This is a genomic window from Candidatus Symbiopectobacterium sp. NZEC127 (assembly GCF_025962675.1).
In the GTDB taxonomy this organism is placed as follows: Bacteria; Pseudomonadota; Gammaproteobacteria; order Enterobacterales; family Enterobacteriaceae; genus Symbiopectobacterium.
Genome location: NZ_JAGFPG010000001.1, coordinates 2091455 through 2112491, shown reverse-complemented (window position 1 = coordinate 2112491; position 21037 = coordinate 2091455). Strand labels below are relative to the sequence as shown.

At 54.4% G+C, this 21037-nt stretch carries 17 protein-coding genes; 9 read left to right on the top strand and 8 right to left on the bottom strand.

Annotated elements, in window-relative coordinates; all coding sequences use genetic code 11:
- The first annotated feature begins 23 nt into the window (after positions 1 to 23).
- On the top strand, positions 24 to 827 hold the full coding sequence (thiM, locus tag J5069_RS09680) for a hydroxyethylthiazole kinase (protein WP_264643600.1): 804 nt from the start codon (positions 24 to 26) through the stop codon (positions 825 to 827).
- A complete protein-coding gene (thiD, locus tag J5069_RS09675) occupies positions 824 to 1639 on the top strand; it encodes a bifunctional hydroxymethylpyrimidine kinase/phosphomethylpyrimidine kinase (protein ID WP_264643786.1) in 816 nt (271 codons plus the stop codon). Before thiM ends, thiD begins: the two co-directional genes overlap by 4 nt.
- A 57-nt stretch (positions 1640 to 1696) precedes the next feature.
- Here the strand turns inward: thiD and J5069_RS09670 are convergent, their stop codons facing one another.
- On the bottom strand, positions 1697 to 2665 hold the full coding sequence (locus J5069_RS09670; protein WP_264643599.1) for an acyltransferase family protein: 969 nt from the start codon (positions 2663 to 2665) through the stop codon (positions 1697 to 1699).
- A gap of 420 nt (positions 2666 to 3085) precedes the next feature.
- Between J5069_RS09670 and J5069_RS09665 the strand changes: the two genes are divergently transcribed.
- From J5069_RS09665 to psiE, 5 genes are all read left to right on the top strand, one after another.
- On the top strand, positions 3086 to 4597 hold the full coding sequence (locus J5069_RS09665) for an amino acid permease (RefSeq protein WP_264643598.1): 1512 nt from the start codon (positions 3086 to 3088) through the stop codon (positions 4595 to 4597).
- A 15-nt stretch (positions 4598 to 4612) separates the two neighbouring features.
- Positions 4613 to 5887 (top strand): arginine deiminase, encoded by a 1275-nt coding sequence (arcA, locus tag J5069_RS09660; protein ID WP_264643597.1) that lies wholly within the window; start codon positions 4613 to 4615, stop codon positions 5885 to 5887.
- Positions 5888 to 6061: 174 nt separating this feature from the next.
- Complete coding sequence (locus J5069_RS09655; RefSeq protein WP_264643596.1) at positions 6062 to 7147, top strand: efflux RND transporter periplasmic adaptor subunit; 1086 nt, start codon at positions 6062 to 6064, stop codon at positions 7145 to 7147.
- Positions 7147 to 10221, top strand: coding sequence for an efflux RND transporter permease subunit (locus J5069_RS09650; protein ID WP_264643595.1), 3075 nt, complete (start codon positions 7147 to 7149; stop codon positions 10219 to 10221). The genes J5069_RS09655 and J5069_RS09650 overlap by 1 nt, the downstream gene beginning before the upstream one ends.
- 287 nt (positions 10222 to 10508) lie before the next feature.
- Positions 10509 to 10916 (top strand): phosphate-starvation-inducible protein PsiE, encoded by a 408-nt coding sequence (gene psiE, locus J5069_RS09645; RefSeq protein ID WP_264643785.1) that lies wholly within the window; start codon positions 10509 to 10511, stop codon positions 10914 to 10916.
- Between the two features lie 7 nt (positions 10917 to 10923).
- On the opposite strand, the gene yegS is transcribed toward psiE, so the two are convergent.
- The 4 genes from yegS to J5069_RS09625 all read right to left on the bottom strand — a co-directional run bounded on the left by yegS (position 10924) and on the right by J5069_RS09625 (position 15756).
- Positions 10924 to 11823, bottom strand: a complete 900-nt coding sequence (gene yegS, locus J5069_RS09640) for a lipid kinase YegS (RefSeq protein ID WP_264643594.1) — start codon at positions 11821 to 11823, stop codon at positions 10924 to 10926.
- Positions 11824 to 12213: 390 nt separating this feature from the next.
- Positions 12214 to 13578, bottom strand: a complete 1365-nt coding sequence (yegQ, locus tag J5069_RS09635; RefSeq protein ID WP_264643593.1) for a tRNA 5-hydroxyuridine modification protein YegQ — start codon at positions 13576 to 13578, stop codon at positions 12214 to 12216.
- Between the two features lie 150 nt (positions 13579 to 13728).
- Positions 13729 to 14670, bottom strand: a complete 942-nt coding sequence (locus tag J5069_RS09630) for a glutathione S-transferase family protein (RefSeq protein ID WP_264643592.1) — start codon at positions 14668 to 14670, stop codon at positions 13729 to 13731.
- A gap of 153 nt (positions 14671 to 14823) precedes the next feature.
- Positions 14824 to 15756: a LysR family transcriptional regulator gene (locus J5069_RS09625; RefSeq protein WP_264643591.1), complete on the bottom strand. Its 933-nt coding sequence runs from the start codon at positions 15754 to 15756 to the stop codon at positions 14824 to 14826.
- Between the two features lie 160 nt (positions 15757 to 15916).
- On the opposite strand from J5069_RS09625, the gene J5069_RS09620 reads away from it, so the two are divergent.
- Positions 15917 to 16549 carry an NADPH-dependent F420 reductase gene (locus J5069_RS09620; RefSeq protein ID WP_264643590.1) on the top strand — a complete coding sequence of 211 codons (633 nt, stop codon included), beginning with the start codon at positions 15917 to 15919 and terminating at the stop codon, positions 16547 to 16549.
- A 36-nt stretch (positions 16550 to 16585) separates the two neighbouring features.
- Positions 16586 to 17413 carry an isochorismatase family protein gene (locus J5069_RS09615; protein ID WP_264628171.1) on the top strand — a complete coding sequence of 276 codons (828 nt, stop codon included), beginning with the start codon at positions 16586 to 16588 and terminating at the stop codon, positions 17411 to 17413.
- Between the two features lie 42 nt (positions 17414 to 17455).
- Here the strand turns inward: J5069_RS09615 and baeR are convergent, their stop codons facing one another.
- From baeR to mdtD, 3 genes are read right to left on the bottom strand one after another with little or no spacing between them, the layout of a single operon-like run.
- Entirely contained in the window at positions 17456 to 18184 is a 729-nt protein-coding gene (gene baeR, locus J5069_RS09610; protein ID WP_264643589.1) for a two-component system response regulator BaeR, read from the bottom strand.
- Between the two features lie 7 nt (positions 18185 to 18191).
- Complete coding sequence (gene baeS, locus J5069_RS09605; RefSeq protein WP_264643588.1) at positions 18192 to 19562, bottom strand: two-component system sensor histidine kinase BaeS; 1371 nt, start codon at positions 19560 to 19562, stop codon at positions 18192 to 18194.
- A gap of 7 nt (positions 19563 to 19569) precedes the next feature.
- Complete coding sequence (gene mdtD, locus J5069_RS09600) at positions 19570 to 20997, bottom strand: multidrug transporter subunit MdtD (protein WP_264643587.1); 1428 nt, start codon at positions 20995 to 20997, stop codon at positions 19570 to 19572.
- Positions 20998 to 21037: the final 40 nt, after the last annotated feature.

Sequence of the window (21037 nt, the reverse complement as noted above, 5' to 3'; positions counted from 1 at the left end):
TTACACGCCGGTTGGGAGTGATAATGAACGACCTGCCCACCGATTTTTCTGCTGCCCACGCGGCGGCAGCGTTGCACGATTTCTCAACGGCTTCGCCGTTAGTCCATTGCCTGACCAACGATGTGGTCCAGTCTTTTACCGCCAATGTCTTGCTGGCGCTCGGTGCATCTCCTGCGATGGTGGTGGATCCGGGCGAGGCGGCACAGTTTGCCGCGTTGGCCGATGCGCTTCTGATCAACGTGGGGACCTTAGAAGCAACGCGTGCCGATGCGATGCTGGCCGCCGTGCATAGCGCTAACCAGGCGGACAAGCCCTGGGTGCTGGATCCCGTCGCGGTTGGCGGGTTGCGCTTTCGTACCGATTTTGTGCGCGAATTGCTGCCTTGCAAACCGGCGGCGATTCGCGGCAATGCCTCGGAAATTATCGCGCTGTCTGGTGTCAATTCGCAGGGCCGAGGCGTTGATAGCCAGGACGCTTCCTTCACGGCCATCCCTGCCGCACGCGAACTGGCGGCGCGTTGGTCAACGGTGGTGGCGGTGACGGGAGAGGTGGACTACGTCACGGACGGTGTGCGCGTCTGGGCGGTAAAGGGCGGTCATCCGATGATGACGCGCGTGGTGGGTACCGGGTGCGCACTCTCCGCCGTCGTTGCGGCATTCTGTGCGCGCGGTGCGGACCGATTATCTCAGGTTGCGACAGCCTGTGCCGTAATGGCACAGGCAGGGGAGCGTGCCGCCGCGCAAGCCAACGGGCCGGGCAGTTTTACGCCTGCGTTTTTGGATGCGCTTGCGCTATTGCGCCAGGAGGCACAGACATGCACCTTATGAAAGAGCAGGTTCCCCGAATAAATGCGTTAACAATCGCAGGCACCGATCCTAGCGGTGGAGCAGGGATCCAGGCCGATCTGAAAACGTTTTCTGCCCTAAGCGCCTATGGCACCAGTGTGATCACTGCGCTGGTGGCGCAGAATACGCAGGGGGTTCAGTCGGTTTATCGTATTGAACCTGATTTTGTGGCGGCTCAACTGGATTCCGTGCTGAGCGATGTGCGTATCGACAGTGCGAAGATCGGCATGCTGGCGCAAAGTGATATTGTCGAAGCGGTCGCCGAGCGCCTGCAACGCTATGCCGTACCTTATATTGTGTTGGATACGGTGATGCTGGCGAAAAGCGGCGATCCGCTATTGGCGCCTGAAGCGGTCGCCGCGATTCGTGAGACGCTGCTGCCGCGCGTGTCACTGATAACCCCTAATCTGCCGGAGGCGGCGGCGCTGTTGGCGTGCAATGCGGCAACCACAGAAAGTGAGATGAAAGCACAAGGGCAAGGGCTGCTGGAGATGGGGTGCCGGGCGGTGCTGATCAAGGGGGGCCATTTGAGTGACGCGGAGAGCCCGGACTGGCTGTTTCAACGTGGGCATGCACCGCAACGTTTCTGCGCGCCACGGGTAAAGACTCGTCACACCCACGGCACAGGATGCACGCTGTCTGCGGCGCTGGCGGCACTGCGCCCCCGGCACCCCGATTGGGAAAATACGGTTCAAGCGGCGAAGCATTACCTCCAGCATGCATTACTGGCGGCAGATTCACTGGAAGTGGGTCAGGGGATTGGGCCGGTACATCATTTTCATCAATGGTGGTAGACCGTTAAGCGGTCGGCGGCGCTACGCCGCCGACAGTGCCGTTTGACGCCTGTGGTGTCAGAAAGAGATGATCTTGGCGGTAAACCTGTTGAGCAGCAGCAAACGGCACAACAGCACTGATGCAATAAACACCAAGACCAGCAGAACAAATTTCAGGTTGACGTAGTTAAAGTCATAGAGTGTGCTAATGAAATAGAACACACTGTAATGCACAATATAGACACCGATCATTGCCGGGCCAATAAACTCGACGACGTGAGTTATAATTTTGTTTTTTATAGTGATATTTTCAAACACAATGAATAATGCCAAACACATGGTCAGCAGATGCAGATGCTCAAGCATCAGCCACGGCGTGACAATATTTTGAGCGTGGGTTGAGAGAAAGCGTTCGTAAAAGAACATCGAGATACCTACCGGCACCACCATCATGCGAGCCAGCCAGATGATGCCGGGCTGGTGGGTAAACAACCTGCCCGCAGAGGTTCCCAGCATTCTTCCTACAAGATAGTAACCCCCCCATACCCAGACAAATGAATAGCTGTGTATAAAGAGTGGATCATCGCGCATATCTAATGGGCTGAATATATCGAAGAGAAAAATAATAGCGAACAAGCTCGCAAAAAATGCCAATGTCATTTTTACATTACGCATCGCTTTAATAATAAGGGGGTAGATAATGTAAATTACGCCAATGGTTAACATTATTCCATTTTGTAGTATGTATCCCTGTTGAATATATTGGAATGTAATCAATGACAGGATAATATTCCAAAAGACGATGATGAATACCACGTTTTTTATTTTTATCCTGACCTCTTTTTTTGTCAGGTTGTCGATGTTGTCAAAATATCCAATAAGAATGAAAAACAATGGCTTAGCTATTGTGGAGAGAAAGTAGAGAATGCTCATGGCGTTAGCATTAATAAAACATTCGTTAACGCAAAGTTGACTGGCTGAGTAAAATGTGACGGCGGCAAAACAACTCAAACTTTTCAAGGCGTGTTGGCTGACATCTCTGATCATGGCACATTCACCTTTGGCCGTAAGTCCTATGGTTATATCCCTGTTTTTCATGAAGATAAGCGTAGTGTTAAAAGGGCTTCCCGCCTAGCGCATTGTCCGTGCCGGATGCGCTGCCACTCCGTTTCTCTCCCTTTTTTCCTTATTTTACTTCATGATATTTAATGTTTTTAGCAGTGTGGCGTAATCAATATCCTAATTCTTTACGATTGATGGGTGTCGTCTGGATATTGCGACTTTTTATAATATTATTGAAGTGATAGCCACAATAAATAGGAGTGAGTGCCACTCACTACTCTCAAATCGGATATTTCCCTTTACGAAATCTTGTTGTTTGTATCCTTACAGAATAAGAGTAGGTCAGAAAATTAATACTCTTCATTAGCCCATCACATCAAAGGCCTTGTGTCAGGAAGGAATACCATGGCGAGCTCATCAGTAAATAAGCTGTCCTTATGGTCTCTCACGGCGTTGGTCGTGGGATCCATGATTGGCGCGGGAATTTTTTCATTACCGGCGACATTTGGACGCGCAACCGGGGGATTTGGTGCCATTATCGCATGGTGCATCGCGGGTGGCGGCATGTTAATGCTGGCATTTGTGTTTCAATCTCTGGCGCAACGTAAACCCGATCTTGATTCCGGGGTCTTTATCTATGCGAAGGAGGGATTTGGTGATTATCTGGGGTTTGCTTCTGCATTAGGATTCTGGGCAGGAACCTGTATCGGCAACGTCTCCTATTTCGTGCTGATCAAATCCACGCTGGGGGCTTTTTTCCCGGTCTTTGGCGATGGTAACACTATCTCTGCACTGGTGGTGTCGTCAATCATCCTGTGGGGGTTCCATTTCCTGGTACTCAATGGCGTCAAAAACGCCGCCACCATTAACACCATTGCCACGGTGGCGAAAATTGTCCCGATTATTGCCTTTGTCGGGGTGCTGATCTTCGCGTTTCAAAGCGACATTTTCATGCAAAATTTCTGGGGTTCGCCTGTGACAGCGGCCGTAACGCCCGATCTTGAGCACCTTAACGACTATGGTTATGCCGGTCATGCGGCGGCAGCGATTATGCCAGCGCAGGAACCTGAATCTCTGTTCAGCCAGATCCGCAGCACCATGCTGGTGACTGTCTTTGTGTTCCTGGGAATTGAAGGGGCCAGCGTTTATTCCCGCTATGCCAAAGAGCGCCGTCATGTGGGGATTGCCACCGTGATGGGCTTTATCGGCGTATTAGGGCTGTTGGTGCTGGTGACGTTGCTCTCTTACGGCGTGTTGCTGCGTCCTGAATTGGCTGGCCTGCGCCAACCATCCATGGCGGGCGTGCTGGAAGCCGTGGTGGGACCGTGGGGACGCGTCTTTATCAGCGTTGGTTTGATCGTTTCTGTCCTGGGTGCCTACCTGTCCTGGTCATTGTTGGCTGCCGAAGTGCTGTTCTCCGCCGCCAAGCACCAAAGCATGCCGAAAATCTTCATGACCGAGAACAAGCATGACGTTCCCTCTGCCGCCGTTTGGCTCACCAATATCACCATTCAGGTATTTTTGATCCTGATGCTGTTCAGCCAGTATGCCTTTCAGTTGGCGATCGAGTTGACCAGCTCCTTAACCCTTATCCCCTATTTATTGGTCGCCGCTTACGGGTTGAAACTGGCCTGGACGGGGGAAACGTATGAAACCGACAAACGCGATCACCGCAAAGATCTCACGTTTGCGCTGCTCGCCACCCTGTACGCCCTGTTGATGTTGTACGCCGGAGGGGTGAAATACCTGCTGCTCTCGGCCGTGATTTATGGGCCGGGCACCGTGCTGTACATCATGGCCAAACGCGAACAGCGGGTTGCGCTGTTCAATAAAACCGAACTTGGGATTTTCGCTATCGTTATGGTCGCCGCCATTGTTGCAATCTACAGCATTGCGACAGGCATTATTACTATCTAAGTGAGGCTGCTTATTATGTCGACAAAAAAGAAGTCCGAAAAGAAATATGGCGTGCATTCGGAAGTCGGTAAATTGCATAAAGTTATGGTGTGCGCACCGGGCAAAGCACACAATCGGCTGACGCCGAGCAACTGCGATGAACTGTTATTTGATGACGTGTTGTGGGTTGAACGTGCCAAGCGCGACCATTTTGATTTTATGACCAAAATGCGTGAACACGGTGTCGATGTGGTGGAAATGCATAATCTGCTGGCGGAAACGGTGGCACTGCCGGAAGCGAGAAAGTGGATTCTGGATCAGCAGATTGTGCCGGATGAAGTCTCTCTGGGCATTTTGAAAGAAACCCGCAGCTTCCTGGACGGATTGGCACCGCGCGCCTTGGCTGAAGTGTTGATTGGCGGCTTGTCGACCACCGAACTGGCGAAAGAGGGCTATGCCGACCACGAAGAGCTCAATCTGATCCGCGACGCGGCGGGCATTACCGAATATTTGCTGCCGCCACTGCCGAATACGCTGTATACCCGCGACACCACCTGCTGGATTTACGGTGGCGTAACGTTAAACCCGCTCTACTGGCCCGCTCGCCATGAAGAAACCATTCTGACGACCGCCATCTACAAATTCCACCCGGATTTTGCCAATGCCAATATCAATATCTGGTACGGCGATCCCACCAAACACCACGGCACCGCCACGCTGGAAGGCGGCGATGTGATGCCGATTGGCAATAAAACCGTCCTAATTGGTATGAGTGAGCGCACGTCGCATCAAGCCATCACCCAACTGGCGGCCTCCCTGTTTGCCAATAAAGCCTCGGGCGTTGAGCGGGTGATGATTGCAGCGATGCCGAGATTGCGCGCTGCCATGCACCTGGACACGGTGTTTACCTTCTGCGATCGCGATGTGGTCACCCTTTACCCTGCCATTGTGAACCAGATTCGCACCTTCTCGTTGCGTCCGGATGATGGCCCAACCGGGATGAAACTGTATCGTGACAAGGGCACCTTCACCGAAGCCATCGCGGGCGCGTTGAACCTCAAAAAACTGCGCGTGGTGGAAACGGCCGGTAACGATTACGACACCGAACGCCAGCAGTGGGATAGCGGTAACAACATGGTCGCCCTGTCTCCCGGCGTGGTGCTCGCCTACGATCGAAATACCAAGACCAACACCCAACTGCGCAAGGAAGGGGTGGAAGTCATTGAGATCGTTGGCAGTGAACTGGGCCGTGGACGCGGCGGCGGTCACTGTATGACGTGCCCGATCATTCGTGAACCTGTGGATTATTGATGCTCCCATCAGGCGCTCTCACCGAGCGCCTGATGAACACGCACTGTCAGTGCACGAGATGTTTATGCTAACCAGGTGCCAGGCCTGATTCACCTTGCTGCGATGGCGTTTACCGCTGTAATGGTTATGGCGATGACGCAGCGGCGCGTGAATCTGATCCGAAGAGATTGCATCGTGAAAATAAAATTAATCGTTGTTACGTTTATCGCGTTTTTTATTTCTGCCTGTGACAGGGAGGCGACCGAAAAAAGTATTACGGTACGGCCAGTGAGTATTCTGGAAGTGAGCAACAGCGCGCAGCAAGGGGTGCGTATCTTTCCCGCCAGAATTATTGCTGGCGATAGAACCGAGTTGGCGTTTAAACGTCCCGGTCAGTTAGAACGGTTGCTGGTGCGTGAAGGAGAATCGGTCACACAAGGGCAGACGATCGCGGAGCTTAACAGCAACGATGCACGACTGCGGCTACAGGATCGCCAGGCCACCTTTAACCTGTCTCAAACCCAGTTCAACCGCTACGCGGCATTGAGCGAGCGCCACATCGTGGCGCGTGCCGAACTGGACGTGCAGCGTGCTGCACGCGACTCGGCGCAGGCGGCGCTGAAACTGGCGAAAGAAGAGCTGGACGACACGGTAATCCGGGCTCCGTTTCCCGGTGTTATCGCCATGGTCAACGCCCGCAATTATCAAATTGTCGCGGCAGGACAATCTATTGCCACCTTGAACGCGTTGGAATTGCTGGATGTGGAATTCAGTATCCCCGAAAGCCTTTTTATTATTATCGATGCCAACAACGTCAAATATCAGCCAGTGGTTGAATTGAACAACCTGCCGGGACGTGAGTTTGTCGCCAGCTATAAAGAGCACACCGCACAAACGGTGTCGGGCGCGCTGACCTATCGTATGGTGCTGACCATGCCACGTCCGCAAGATATCCCGTTGTTGTCGGGCATGAGCGGTAGGGTGAAGATCAATCTGGGGAATCTCCCCGGCAGCACGGCTGCGATGGCGGTGGTGGTTCCGGTGGAGGCGGTATTCAATCCGGATACCAGCGCCGAGCATAAACCGCATGTGTGGGTGGTTAATGAACGTGATGGCAAGCTGTTTGTCACCTCACGCCAGGTTGAACTGGGTCAACTGACGGCGAACGGCATTCAGGTCGTTTCCGGGTTGTCTCAAGGCGAGCGGATTGTGGCAGCCGGCACCCGTGAATTAGCGCCAGACCAGGAAGTGCGAGCATGGGTTCGTGAGCGAGGTCTCTAATGAAACTGACAGAGAACTTTATCAACAACGGCACTCGCATCTGGCTGTCGATTTTATTGTTAGGTCTGGGGGGCGTCATTGCCTTTCTGAATATTGGCCGATTGGAAGATCCTGCGTTTACCATCAAAACGGCGGTGGTGGTTACCCGTTATGACGGCGCTTCCGCGCAGCAGGTCGAAGAAGAGGTGACCTTACCGCTGGAGAATGCCATTCAGCAACTGCCCTATATCGATAACATCACCTCGATCTCCAGCGTGGGGCTGTCGCAAATCACTATCAATATCAAAGCCCAGTACGGGCCGGATGATTTACCGCAAATCTGGGACGTACTGCGGCGTCGTATTGGCGATGCGGCACGCCAACTGCCGCCCGGTGCCAGCCCGCCTTTCGTCAACGATGATTTTGGCGATGTGTATGGCTACTTCTTTTCCCTGTATGGCGATGGCTATTCCAATCAGGAGTTGCGTAACTTTGCTGAGGTATTGCGCCGCGAACTGGTAGTGGTGCCGGGTGTCGGGAAAGTGGCGATCGTCGGGGTGTTGCCGGAAGAGGTGCAGATAGAGATCTCCCGTGCTCAGATGACCGCGGCCAATATTGTGCCGCAGCGCTTGTATGATTTGCTCAGTCGGCAAAATGTGGTGTCCAATGCCGGTGAACTCTTGGTCGGTAGCGAATCGATCCGCTTGCACCCCACCGGTGAGTTTGACAGCGTGCAAGAGCTGGGCAACCTGCTGATCAGCGAACCGGGCAGCCCGCGTAGCGTCTACCTGCGTGATATTGCCACTATCAGCCAGGGCGTGACGCACTCACCGAACAATATTTACCGCGCCAACACGCAGGCGGCGCTCTCCGTCGGTGTCTCCTTCGCCCCCAGCGTAAACGTGATTGTGGTGGGTAAGGCTATCAAGGCACGGCTGGCTCAACTGGAAGCCGAGCGACCGGCAGGTATGGCGTTGAATGTGTTTTACGACCAGTCCCATGAAGTCGAGGGGGCGGTGAATGGTTTTATCATGAACTTCCTGATGGCGCTGGCGATTGTCATTGGTACGCTGCTGATTTTTATGGGGGTACGCAGCGGCCTGGTGATTGCGGCTTCACTGGCGCTGAACGTGTTGGGCACGCTGCTGATCATGAAGTTGCTGAATATCGAATTGCAGCGCGTCTCGCTTGGGGCGTTGGTGATCGCACTCAGTATGCTGGTCGATAACGCCATCGTGATCGTTGAAGGGGTGTTGGTCGGTCGGCAACGCGGTGCCACGGCGATGGATGCGATCAACCGCGTGGTGAAGCAGACCATGTTCCCGCTGTTGGGCGCAACCATCATTGCCGTGCTGGCGTTTGCGCCTATTGGTTTGTCTAACGACTCCACCGGTGAGTATTGTAAATCGCTGTTTCAGGTACTGCTTATCTCGCTGATGCTGAGTTGGTTTACCGCGCTGACATTAACCCCCGCTTTCACCAAGTGGGCGTTTGAAAAGCAGAAGGTGGCAGCGCAGAACCCGGATGAGCCGGTGAAAAATCCCTACGATGGTTGGCTATTTCGCGTCTATCGTTCCCTGTTGAGTAAATTGCTCAACCAGCGCGCCCTGACCTTAACGCTGCTGGCCGGCTTGCTCGTCGCCGCTGTGGTGGGTTTTGGCAGCGTGCGGCAAAGCTTTTTCCCACCGTCGAATACGCCTATCTTCTTTGTCGATCTCTGGCTGCCCTACAGCACCGATATCGCCTATACCGAGAAGATTGCGGCGGAAATCGAAAAGCACATCAGTGAGCAGCCCGGTGTTGACAACACCATGGTGACGGTGGGACAGGGGGCGTTGCGGTTTATGCTGACCTACAACGCCCAGCGGCAATACGCCAACTATGCGCAGATACTGGTGCGTACCGATGCGCTAAATCAGATCCCTACATTAATTCGAGACATTGAAGCCTATGTGCGTGATAACTATCCGGCGGTGAAAGGGCAGGCGAAGCGCATCATGTTTGGCCCGTCCAATAACAGCTCCATTGAGGCGCGATTTATTGGCAACGATCCGGAGATTCTGCGTTCGTTGGCTGCCGCGGCAGAGCAGGTGGCGAGTGCCGATCCGGATTCGGATGGCGTGATGCATGACTGGCAGGAGAGCAGCAAAGTGATTCGCCCGCAGTTCTCGGATTATCTTGGGCGTGAGTTGGGGGTCGACAAGCGTGAGATCGACAACGCGTTGCGGATGAGCTTTGGCGGCATCAATGTGGGGTTGTACCGTGACGGGACACGGCTGATGCCTATCGTATTGCGCACCCCGGATGCGGAGCGGTTGAATGCCGACCGGCTCAATGACGTGATGATCTGGAGTCAGGCGCGACAGGCATTTATTCCGATCGATAACGTGGTTAACCGCTTCACGACCGAGTGGGAAGATCCGCTGATTATGCGTCGCGATCGCACGCGTACGCTGACGGTACAGGCCGATCCCGCCTCACAAAGTGGTGAAACCTCCGCCGAGTTGTTGGGGCGCATTAAGCCTGATATTGATGCCATCGCGCTGCCGCATGGCTATCGTCTCGAATGGGGCGGTGACTATCAAAGCACCAAAGAGGCGCAGGCAGGGCTGCTCACCAGCCTACCCATTGCCTTTATCGTGATGTTTATCATCACCGTATTGATGTTCAGCTCGGTGAAACATGCTATCGCCATTTGGCTTACCGTACCGCTGGCGTTGATCGGCGTCACGGTCGGGTTTCTGCTGACGGGTATTCCGTTTGGGTTCATGGCGTTGATTGGTCTGCTTAGCCTGAGCGGGATGTTGATTCGTAACGGTATTGTGTTGGTGGAGGAGATCGGTCTGCAACGCGAGCAAAAACCGCTGCGTGACGCCATCATCGATGCATCGACCTCCCGTTTGCGTCCTATCCTGCTTACGGCGTTTACCACGGTACTGGGGTTGGCCCCGTTACTGAGCGATGCCTTCTTCCAAAGCATGGCGGTGGTTATCATGTTTGGTCTGGGTTTTGCCACCGTGTTGACGTTATTGGTATTGCCGGTGATCTACAGTTGTATGAACCGCGACGAGAAAACCGTGCCAGTGGCCTCCTGAGGATTCTGGCGACTCCGCTTGTCTTCATAGCCAGGTAGCGTGCTGCCTGGCTATGTCATTTCTCCCCATGGTGTCAGTGACGTAATGAAATAATGCCAAAACGTTATGAGTGAAAGTGGCGGAGAGTGTGGTAAAAACAGAACGATGACATGATAACGACTGACGGCATAAGCCTCAGCGACATAATAACGACATTTGCCTGCCGTACCCTTGCAGGACCATGCCACTGTGCTGCATGGTGCGTTGATGATGATGTAAGGTAATTCTCTATGGATAAAGGACTGCATATGCCGGGTTCTGCGCGCGGGCTTAAAGTGGCCCAAATGCTTCAGACGATACTCAATGTTGGGTTATTATTGCTGGCGACCATTCTGGTGATTTTCCTGATGAAAGAGACATTTCATCTGGCGAAAGTGTTGCTGATCAGCAGTGAACAAGACTCTTCTTTTCAGCTCATCGAAGGGATTGTTATCTACTTTCTCTATTTTGAGTTTATCGCGCTCATCGTGAAGTATTTTCAATCGGGCTACCATTTCCCGCTGCGCTATTTTGTCTATATCGGCATTACCGCGATTATTCGCCTGATCATCGTAGACCACAAAGATCCGCTGGATACTCTGGCTTATGCTGCCGCTATTCTGGTGCTGGTGGTGACGCTTTATCTGGCTAACAGCAAACGGCTTATGCGGGAGTGACAGCGCGTTATGCCAGCAGCGGACACTGTGGTGGTAACCGACAAGTCAAGGCGGCGGGCAGGATCTCAATGCGGAACCGGTTGGCGCTTAACGGCTCGCCGTCCAGGTTAAAGGTGATGTCGTCAGGCGCAACGATCTCCAGCCAGGGCAAGGTTGCAGCGATCACGTTTGGATTTTCGCTGCCAGTGAACAGTGCCTGAAGCATATTGGGCAGTAACTCCTTGGCCGAAAGCACGCGCAGTTGCAACTGCCCATCGTTAATCAGCGCCTCCGGGCACAGCGGTTGGCCGCCACCCGCCTGCCGTCCGTTACCAATGGCGATCACCAGCGTATCACCTGACCATTGAAAGTCCGGGCCGCGAATGTCGCAGCGCTCTGCGGTCAGCATATCCATACGCAGCAGGGCGTGCAGCACATAGGAAGCACCGCCCAGTGCGGATTTCATCTTCGAGGGCGTTTCTGTGGTGATGCGTGTGGCGAAGCCGCCGGTCGCCATATTGATGAAATAATGGCTGTCATTGACGCAGGCAACATCGACAGGCGTCGGGTGCCCTTTCAGCGCCAATGCGAGTGCATGTTCGATATCAAGCGGGATCTGGCAACTGGTGGCAAAATCATTCGCGGTGCCAAGCGGGATGATCCCGAGTGCTGGGCGCTGGGCTGGCCCACATTGCACCAATGCGCTGGCGACCTCATTGATGGTGCCATCGCCACCGGCAGCAATCACATTATCCACCTTAAGCTGTACGGCCTCCTCGACGTAGCGTTTGGCATCACCGTGTTCCCAGGTCACGCGCACATGCAGCGTAAACCCGGCTTCTCTGTGCTGTTGCACTGCGTTGCGCAAGGTATCGTTATCGGTGTTTTTACCATTGAGAATCAGCAGGGATACGGGGTGTTGGCTCATGGCGTGCTCCTTTTTTGCGCTGAAAAGAGGCAATTGCAAGTATAAACAGCGTAGCCAGAAATGGCCGTGAACGGTATCAGAACAAGGGATAAAGCAGGAAAAAAGCCAAAGAAAAAGCCAGCCCAAGGGAGATTGGGCTGGCCAAGGAGGTGGTTCCTAGTAGTATCACTACGCTTATTTTTCGTTCTAGATTTTCTCAGCGAGGCAATACTAACCAGATAGTAGGGGTATTGATGTGATCTGTTTCTAAAATTTGCGAAAAGTCGCAGGTTGATCTTGCTCCTCGGTCATTCCCGCGCAGGCGGGAATCTCTTACAGGCTAAACGCGTTTCTTCTGCAAGAGGTCCCCGGCTTTCGCCGAGGACGACACATAAGGGGGTTTACGCCGCCTTACGCTGCATTGGGGTTACGGGTGGTCACGTCACTCGGCAGGTTACGCAGCAATAACGCAAACTCCAGCGCCACGTCATCCGGCACCGGCAGGTACACAATATGCCCGTTGCCCGGTGCGACATCGATGGCTTCGCCTTTGGCGTTTTGCAGCGCATCGAGCGTGAATTGAATGTTGCCGTTCGGCGTCATCATCTCCACGCTGTCCCCGAGGGAGAACTTGTTTTTCACTGCCACTTCAGCCAATCCATTACGCCGCTCACCGGTAAATTCACCGACAAACTGCTGACGATCCGATACCGAATAGCCGTATTCGTAGTTCTGGTAATCTTCATGAACGTGGCGACGCAGGAAACCTTCGGTGTAGCCACGGTGTGCCAGGCCTTCCAGCGTTTGCAGCAACGTCGGATCGAAGGGTTTGCCTGCGGCAGCATCGTCGATCGCCTGACGGTAAACCTGTGCCGTGCGTGCGCAGTAATAGAAGGATTTGGTACGGCCTTCGATCTTGAGCGAGTGCACGTGCATCTGGGTTAAGCGTTCCACGTGCTGAATGGCGCGCAGATCGCGCGAGTTCATGATGTAGGTGCCGTGCTCATCTTCGAAGGCACTCATGTATTCACCGGGGCGCAGGTTCTCTTCCAGCATAAACACTTTGTCGGTCGGCTCACCAATACCCAGCGTGGGTTCTACATTCTGGACCGGAATCGGTTCGTGCAGGTGAACAATATTGCCGGTATCGTCTTCCTTGCCTTCCTGTACCTTGTATTCCCAACGGCAGGCGTTAGTGCAGGTGCCCTGATTGGGGTCACGCTTGTTGATATAACCGGAAAGCAGGCAGCGGCCAGAGTAGGCCATGCACAACGCACCGTGCACGAAAATTTCCAGCTCCATCTCCGGCACCTGCTGGCGGATTTCGGCAATCTCTTCCAGTGACAGTTCGCGGGACAGGATCACGCGGCTCAGTCCCATCTGCTGCCAGAATTTCACCGTCGCCCAGTTCACCGCGTTGGCTTGCACCGAAAGGTGAATCTGCATGTGCGGAAAGTTTTCTCTTACCAGCATGATCAGGCCAGGATCGGACATGATCAACGCATCCGGCCCCATATCAATCACGGGTTGAAGATCGCGCAGGAAGGTTTTCAGCTTGGCGTTGTGCGGGGCGATGTTCACCACCACGTAGAATTTTTTCCCCAGTTCGTGGGCTTCATTGATAGCGAGCGCCAGCGTCTGGTGGTTGAATTCGTTATTGCGCACCCGCAGGCTGTAACGGGGTTGACCGGCATAGATCGCATCAGCGCCATACGCGAAGGCGTAGCGCATATTTTTCAGCGTACCGGCCGGAGAAAGCAGTTCCGGTTTAAACATGGTGTCTCTCTGGTCTGATCACAAGTCAGGCTGTTCCCCGGGGGAACAGTAAAGGAGGGGGATTCTAGCGCTAATGTCGGTAAAAATCAGCTAACGACGCAGAAAAAGTGTGGCTATTGCCCACGCGCACGCTGGCGTGGGCAACGAGGATTACTTCCCGAGGCTGGCGCGGTTGTGCGCACGTTGTAAATCAACCTGTGGACCGAGCGGCACAATGCCGGTCGGGTTCAGCCAGCGGATACCGTAATAACCCGCTTTAATGTGGTCGATGTTGACCGTCTGTTTGATGCCCGGCCACTGATAAAGCTCACGCAGGTAGTTCGACAGATGAGGGTAATCCTCAATGCGGCGGATATTGCATTTGAACGCACCGTGATAGGCAACATCAAAACGCACCAAAGTCACAAACAGTCGCCAGTCGGCTTCGGTAATGGTATCACCGGCAATATAGCGATTCGTCGCCAGATGCGTCTCAACGCGGTCCAGCGTATCGAACAGTGTCGTCACGGCGTTTTCGTAGTGCTCTTGGGTTTTGGCAAAGCCGGTTTTGTACACGCCGTTGTTGATGTTGTGGTAAATCAACTCGTTCCATTGATCAATGGTGGGGCGCAGGGCGAGGGGATAATAATCCTCGTGGTTACCGGTCAAGGCATCAAACTGGCTGTTGAACAGACGAATGATATCGGCCGATTCGTTATTAACGATGCGCCCTTCAATGCGATCCCACAGTACTGGCACTGAAACTTTACCGGTGTAATGGGCATCGCTGGCGGTATACAACTGATGCAGGTAACGTACGGGGGCAACGTGCTCGCCCGCCTCTTGCGGGGTGGTAAACTCCCAGCCGTTATCTGCAATCACCGGTTGCGCAATGGACAGGGAAACAATATTTTCCAACCCCTTAAGCTTGCGAAACATCAAGGTGCGCGACGCCCACGGGCAGAGATAAGAAACAAAAAGTTGATAGCGGCCCGCTTCTGGGATCAGTGTTGTTTGGCGAAACAGCGTTTCCTGGCGCTGAAAAGCCCCATTTTTGATCTCTTCTGCGGCGACATCGCCATTGACCCACTGGCCGTTGACTAAACCTGACATGATATAGCGTTCCCCATCTTGCCTGTTGTCGGTGAGACAAACCTAAAAAATAATCATAGTTATTGTTGTGACGTTATCCATGTTAACAGCCGGAGCAATACGAAACAGGGCAGATTTTTCATCAAGTCGAACAGTTTTTTTGACGAGCTGGCTTTAACGCTGATTTCCCGACGTGCCCGTGCAGCCGTACCAGGGGGGAGTGCTGAGCTGTTCGGCCAGAAAATCGATAAAGCGTCTTACCTTCAGCGGCAGCAATTTGCGCGTTGGGTAGACGGCGTAAATATTCAGCTCCAGCGTGGTGTAATCGGGCAATACTTCGACCAGCGTACCTGCGCGTAAATCTTCACCCACCAGAAAATCCGGTTGCAGAATAATGCCCTGATGCGCCAGCGCGGCATAACGGCAGGTATCCCCGTTGTTGGCATGAATATGCGGTTGAGTTTTCACCGTGATAGCTTCACTGCCGTCATTGGGAGAGAAGTGCCACTCATTGCCCGGTGCCCAATAGCTGTACGAGATAACGCGATGATCGCGCAGCGCCTGCGGATGTTGCGGTGTACCCTGTTGCGCCAGATAGGCCGGTGAGGCACACAGCACCATGCGTGTTTTGGCGAGCGGACGACACACCAGCATCGAGTTAGGCAATTGTGCGATGCGAATCACCACGTCGTAGCCTTCTTCCACCAGATCCACCACGCGGTCGGACAGAATGATATCGAGTTTTACCTGCGGGTTCTCTTCCACAAATTTACCCCACAGCGGCGCAAGGTATTTCACGCCGAAGGTTTGCGGCGCACCGACGCGTAATCGCCCATGAACCTCCGCCGAGCAGGCGGTAATTTCCGATTCGGCCTCTTTTACCGATGCCAACAATTCTTTGCAACGCAGATAGTAGTTTTGCCCTTCCTCCGTCAACGACAATCGGCGCGTTGTGCGCTGCAACAGACGCACACCGAGGTACTCCTCCAACTCGGCAACGTGACGTGACACCACCGGCTTAGACAACGCCACGGTATCCATAGCCCCGACAAAACTGCCTGCCTCAACGACCGCCACAAAGGTATTCATCGCCTGAAACTTGTCCATTCTGCACTCCGCATGATTGTTTCTATATCAGAGACAATTCATCTCTAAACACCGTATATATCTCTGATTATAAGACTTGTAAACTCCCAAACCATGAAGCGAAACCTGTGTTTCATTCACTAACTATATACATATCAGCTAATTAACCAGGAGTTTCATCATGATCATCACCGTTGTAGGCACTGGCAATATGGGGTCCAGTTTTGTTAAGCGTTTTACGCTGGCAGGGCATCAGGTTCGCGTGACAGGGCGTGACCTTAACAAAGCACAGGCATTAGCCGCGCAGTTTAGCGGTGCACAGGCGCTGCCTGCCACGGTTGCCGCGCAAGGTGCGCAGGTGATTGTGCTGGCGACCGCCTACGATGATGCGGTTAGCGCACTCTCTTCACTGGGCGATATCAGCGGCAAAGTGGTGATTGATATTACCAACCCGCTGTCGGCTGATTACATGAGCCTGACGCTCGGCCACAGCACGTCAGCCGCGGAAGAGATCGCCAAAGCGTTCCCGACGGCGCATATCGTCAAAGCGTTTAACACCACGTTTGCCCAGGTGGTAGCAGAAGGCCCAGCCTTTGTCGCAGGGCAGGTTGCGCCCGTGTTTTATGCCGGGGATGACGCGGAAGCCAAAGCCACTGTGCAGACCTTGATTGCCAGTACCGGCTTCAAACCGGTGGATGCCGGCACGCTGCGCAACGCCCGTTATCTCGAACCGTTAGCCGGTTTGAATATCTATTTTGGCTACGGCGCGGGGTTAGGCACCGATGTCGTTCCGGCTTGGCTGAGCCGCGCATAAGCAACAACTACTACATTGACGAAACAGGAGAATGGAATGAAAAAGGTACTTAGCGTCGCGATCGCATCGCTGTTGATGGCTGGGGTTTGCGCTCCGTCGTTTGCTCAGGATCGTCCGGCCGACATCATCAGCCCGATAGCCGATCAGATTTTGCCGAACAAGGTTAGCACCGCCGACGCGCGTAAAGCCGGGCGCGTGGCCTACGACAAGCCAACCCCCGAAAACACCATTATGCTGTTTATCGATCAGCAGGTGGGTTTGATGGCCAGTACGCGTGATTTCAATCAGGCATCCGGCTATAAAGCCAACGTGGTCGCGTTGGCCGAAATGGCGAAAGCGTTAAAGATTCCGGTGTTGATCACCTCGTCCAATGCGCAATGGCAAAACGGCGACACCCTGCCGGAACTGAAAGAGATCTTTAAAGATGAACCCATTTACCGTCGCACCGGGATCATCAATGCCTATGAAGATCCGTCATTCCGTAAAGCACTGGAAGATCTGGTGAAGAAGACCGGTCGTACCCACATCATCATTTCTGGGGTAACGCTGGGTACCTGCGTTGCCTTCCCGACGCTCGCCATGTTGAATGACGGCTATCAGGTTTATCCGGTGGTGGATGCCTCCGGTGCCTGGAGTAAGTATGAAGCGGATGCGGCGATGCAACGCATGACGGCAGCGGGCGCGCAGTTGGAAACGGTCTACGCGTTAGGGGCAGAGCTTCAAGCCGACTGGAAGAAACCTTCAGCCGATGCCATGTTGAAGCCCTTTATCGACGGATTGCCGGAATACGGCTGGATCGTGCAGAATTACTGGAACAACGCCAACAAACACACCGTGCCGGATCCGTTTGGTGTGGTGAAGTAAGCGGTCATTAACGGGTTCCCGCTGGTCGGGAGCCTCAGTGCGCTAGACCACTTCACAGGAGCCGGCTTCCCAGCGGTATCCCATGCCATAAACGGTGCGGATAAACGATGTCTGTTCGTCCAGTTGCTCCAGCTTGCGTCGCAGATTTTTGATATGGCTATCAATGGTGCGATCGGTGACGACACGGTAGTCGTCGTAGAGCTTATCCAGCAGCGCTTCGCGCGAGAAAACCTTACCGGGCTCTGCCGAAAGGGTTTTCAGCAGGCGAAACTCTGCCGGTGTCAGATCGAGCGGTTGCCCGAGGTAGCTGGCCTGAAAACGGCGGTTATCGATCTGCAAGGCGGCTTCCAGCCCCGCTTCGGGCGGCGGCGCAGACTGCCAGCGGCAACGGCGCAGCAGGGTTTTCACCCGCACCACCACTTCCCGTGGGCTGTAGGGTTTGCAGATATAATCATCCGCACCAATTTCCAATCCCAGCAGCCGGTCAATCTCTTCGCTGCGCGCGGTAACCATAATAATCGGCACATTGGAAAACTGGCGGATGACGCGGCACAGCGTCAGGCCATCGGTGCCTGGCAGCATCAAATCCAGCAGAATCAACGACGGTGAGTGCTCACGCACCCAGGGCAACACCTCATCGCCGTGAGTAATCCAGTGTGTGTGGTACTCTGCGGCCTGAAGGTAGTCCACCAAAAGCTGGCCGAGCTTGGGCTCATCTTCAACAATCAGCACCTGCTCTGGCAGCGTCTCGTTCGATAAGGTTTCGTTCATCGGCGTTTCAGGATTCCGGTGGATGAAGCGGGAATTCGGCGGTCATTTGCAAACCACCGAGTAAGGAAGCGCTAGCATACAATCGTCCCCCGTGGGCCTCAACGATATTCTTGCAGATAGCCAATCCCAGCCCTGAACCGCCGCTGGCGCGATTGCGTGACCGTTCTGCGCGGTAGAAGCGATCGAAAATCCGCGCCAGTTGCTCGGCGTCGACGCCCGGTGCGCTGTCTTCCCATATCAGGGTGCACACGCCATTTTCAGTATGGGCTCGAATCTGTAACTGTCCACCGTTGTCGGTGTAGCGCAGGCTGTTCTCCAACAGGTTGTTAAACAGCTGGCTGAGTCGGTCCGGATCGCCAAAGGCGCTGGCGCGCTCTGGCAACTGCGTGATGACCTTGATGTGTTTTTTCTGAAAGCGCTCGTTGAAGGATGCAACGCTGATATGCAGCAGTTGGATCAAATCCACGGAAACCCGGCGGTAAGCGAGCGCGCCGACATCGGAGAGTGACAGCTGGTGCAGGTCATCCACCAGCTTGGTCAGCGTGGAGACTTCGTTTTGCAACGAGAGCAGGGAGCCTGAATCCGCTTTGCGCACGCCATCCTGTATGGCTTCCAGTTCGCCGCGCAGTACCGCCAACGGCGTGCGCAGCTCATGGGAAATATCGGCCATAAAGGCGCGGCGCGACTGCTCGTTTTTTTCCAGTGCGGTGGCGAGTTGGTTAAAATCCTGCGCCAGTCGGCCTAGCTCATCGCGGGTATTGACCGGCACGCGAGCGGTAAACTCCCCGGCTGCCAGACGGTGAATGCCCTGCATCAGCCGTTTTACCGGTGCTAGCAGGCCGCGCGCCATCAGCCAGGTCACAATGATGGCGAGCAGCGTTGACAGCCCGACAATAAACCAACTGGTGCGCTGTTGCTGCCGGTCGAAATTGATATCCGCATCGCGCGTCAGGCGTTCACTGGGGGATGCCACCACCCAACCGACCACCACGCCCTGATGGCGAATGGCTTGCCAGGTGCTTTCGGCGGCAATCGGCGCGGGAGAACCAAACAGTCGGTTACGCTGGGCATCCAGCACCCAGAGCCGGACTCGCCAGCCGCGCATGCTGTTGCCGTCATCTTCATTTTGGTCCATGGTGTGCAGCAGTTTGAACACCAGGCGTTCATTGTTACGCAGGAATGTCCAATCGCCGTACTGCGCGTATTGTTCCTGCAATGCATCACGCAACTGCTCGACGCGCTGCGCATTGCCTTGCTTGATGTAATCAACAAAGCCGCGTTCGAAGCTCATCCGCACGCCCCAATGCATGGTGATCAGCACCAGCATGCAGGTGGCAAAAATGGCGAGAAACAGTTTAGCGGTAATGCCGAATCTCATCGTATCCTCACCTTTTTCCCGGCAGCACGTTCTGCCTGATTTGGTCCGGCGGCACGCGCAGGAACAGCAGGGCGGGCAGCGCCAATATGACGGCCATGCTCAGATAGGTATAGCGGAATACCTCGGCGGTTGCCGGGCTGGCGATGTCCAGCGTCCCCTGCTGGGCAAAAATACCGAGCAGAATGCCCGCCAGACTCACGCCGAGGCTCATGGAAAGCTGCATGGTCATCGACAGCAGGCTGTTGCCTCCGCTGGCAATGTTGTCCGGCAGGTCTTTCAGTGTCAGGGTGTTCATGGTGGAAAAACGTACTGAGTTGGCAACGCCTACCAGTATCAACACCAGTGGCAGTAGCCACAGCCAGTTCAACAGCGCGACGGTGGCAAACAGCAGGGTGCTGAGCGATAGCGCCAGGGTAGAAACTACCAGTGCGGTGCGGTAGCCCAAGCGGTTAACGATGCTGACCACGATACGCTTGGTGCCCATGCTGCCGATAATCATCGGGATCATCATCAATCCGGCGTGAAACGGCGAGAATCCCATGCCCAGCTGTAAAAACAGCGGTGTGGTAAAGGGCAGCATGCCGCTGCCGATACGCGCCAGAAAACCAGCGCTGATGCCAATGGAAAAGGTGGGCGTGTTGAACAGATTCAGATTGAACAGGGCGTTTTCATTGTGACGCGCATGCAGCCAGTAGCTCAGCAGTGCAATAATCCCGACAGCAATCAAACCGACAATGGCAATCGGCGGCAACGCCAGACTTTTGTGTCCGTCCAGGGCTAAGGTCAATGTTGCCATGCCAATGGCGAGCCAGAGAAAACCGCGAAGATCGAAGCGCGAGGTTTCGGTGGTGTAGTTCGGCATGATCAACCAGGTGGCGATAGCACCGATAATTCCCACCGGCAGGTTAATCAGGAAAATCCAGTGCCAACTGGCGTACTGCACCAGCAGCCCGCCCAGCGTCGGGCCGAGCAACGGCCCAATCTGGCCGGGAATGGTGACAAAGGTCATGGCGGCCATAAACTGGTCACGCGGCACAATCTTCATCACCGTCAGACGACCGACCGGCACCATCATGGCACCGCCCACGCCCTGAATCACCCGCGAGATCAGCAGTGCATTCAAGGTTTCTGAACGTGCGCACAGCAGCGATCCCAGCGTAAAAATGATGATGGCGGCAAAAAAGACCCGTTTCACCCCCAATTTGTCCGCCAGCCAGCCGCTGGCAGGCAGCATCACCGCCACGGTGAGCACATAGGCCACCACCACCGAGTGCATGCGCAGCGGGTTTTCATTCAGGCTGAGCGCCATCGTCGGCAGTGCTGTATTGACGATGGTGGTATCGAGCGTTTGCATAAAAAAGCCAAATGCGACAATCCAAAGCTGCCAGCGCACGGAAGCCGGTTGGGCCGTTGACGGGGTGGACGAAAAACGCATGAAATAACGGGCCTCACGAAATCAGGGTTGTTCTTGTTCA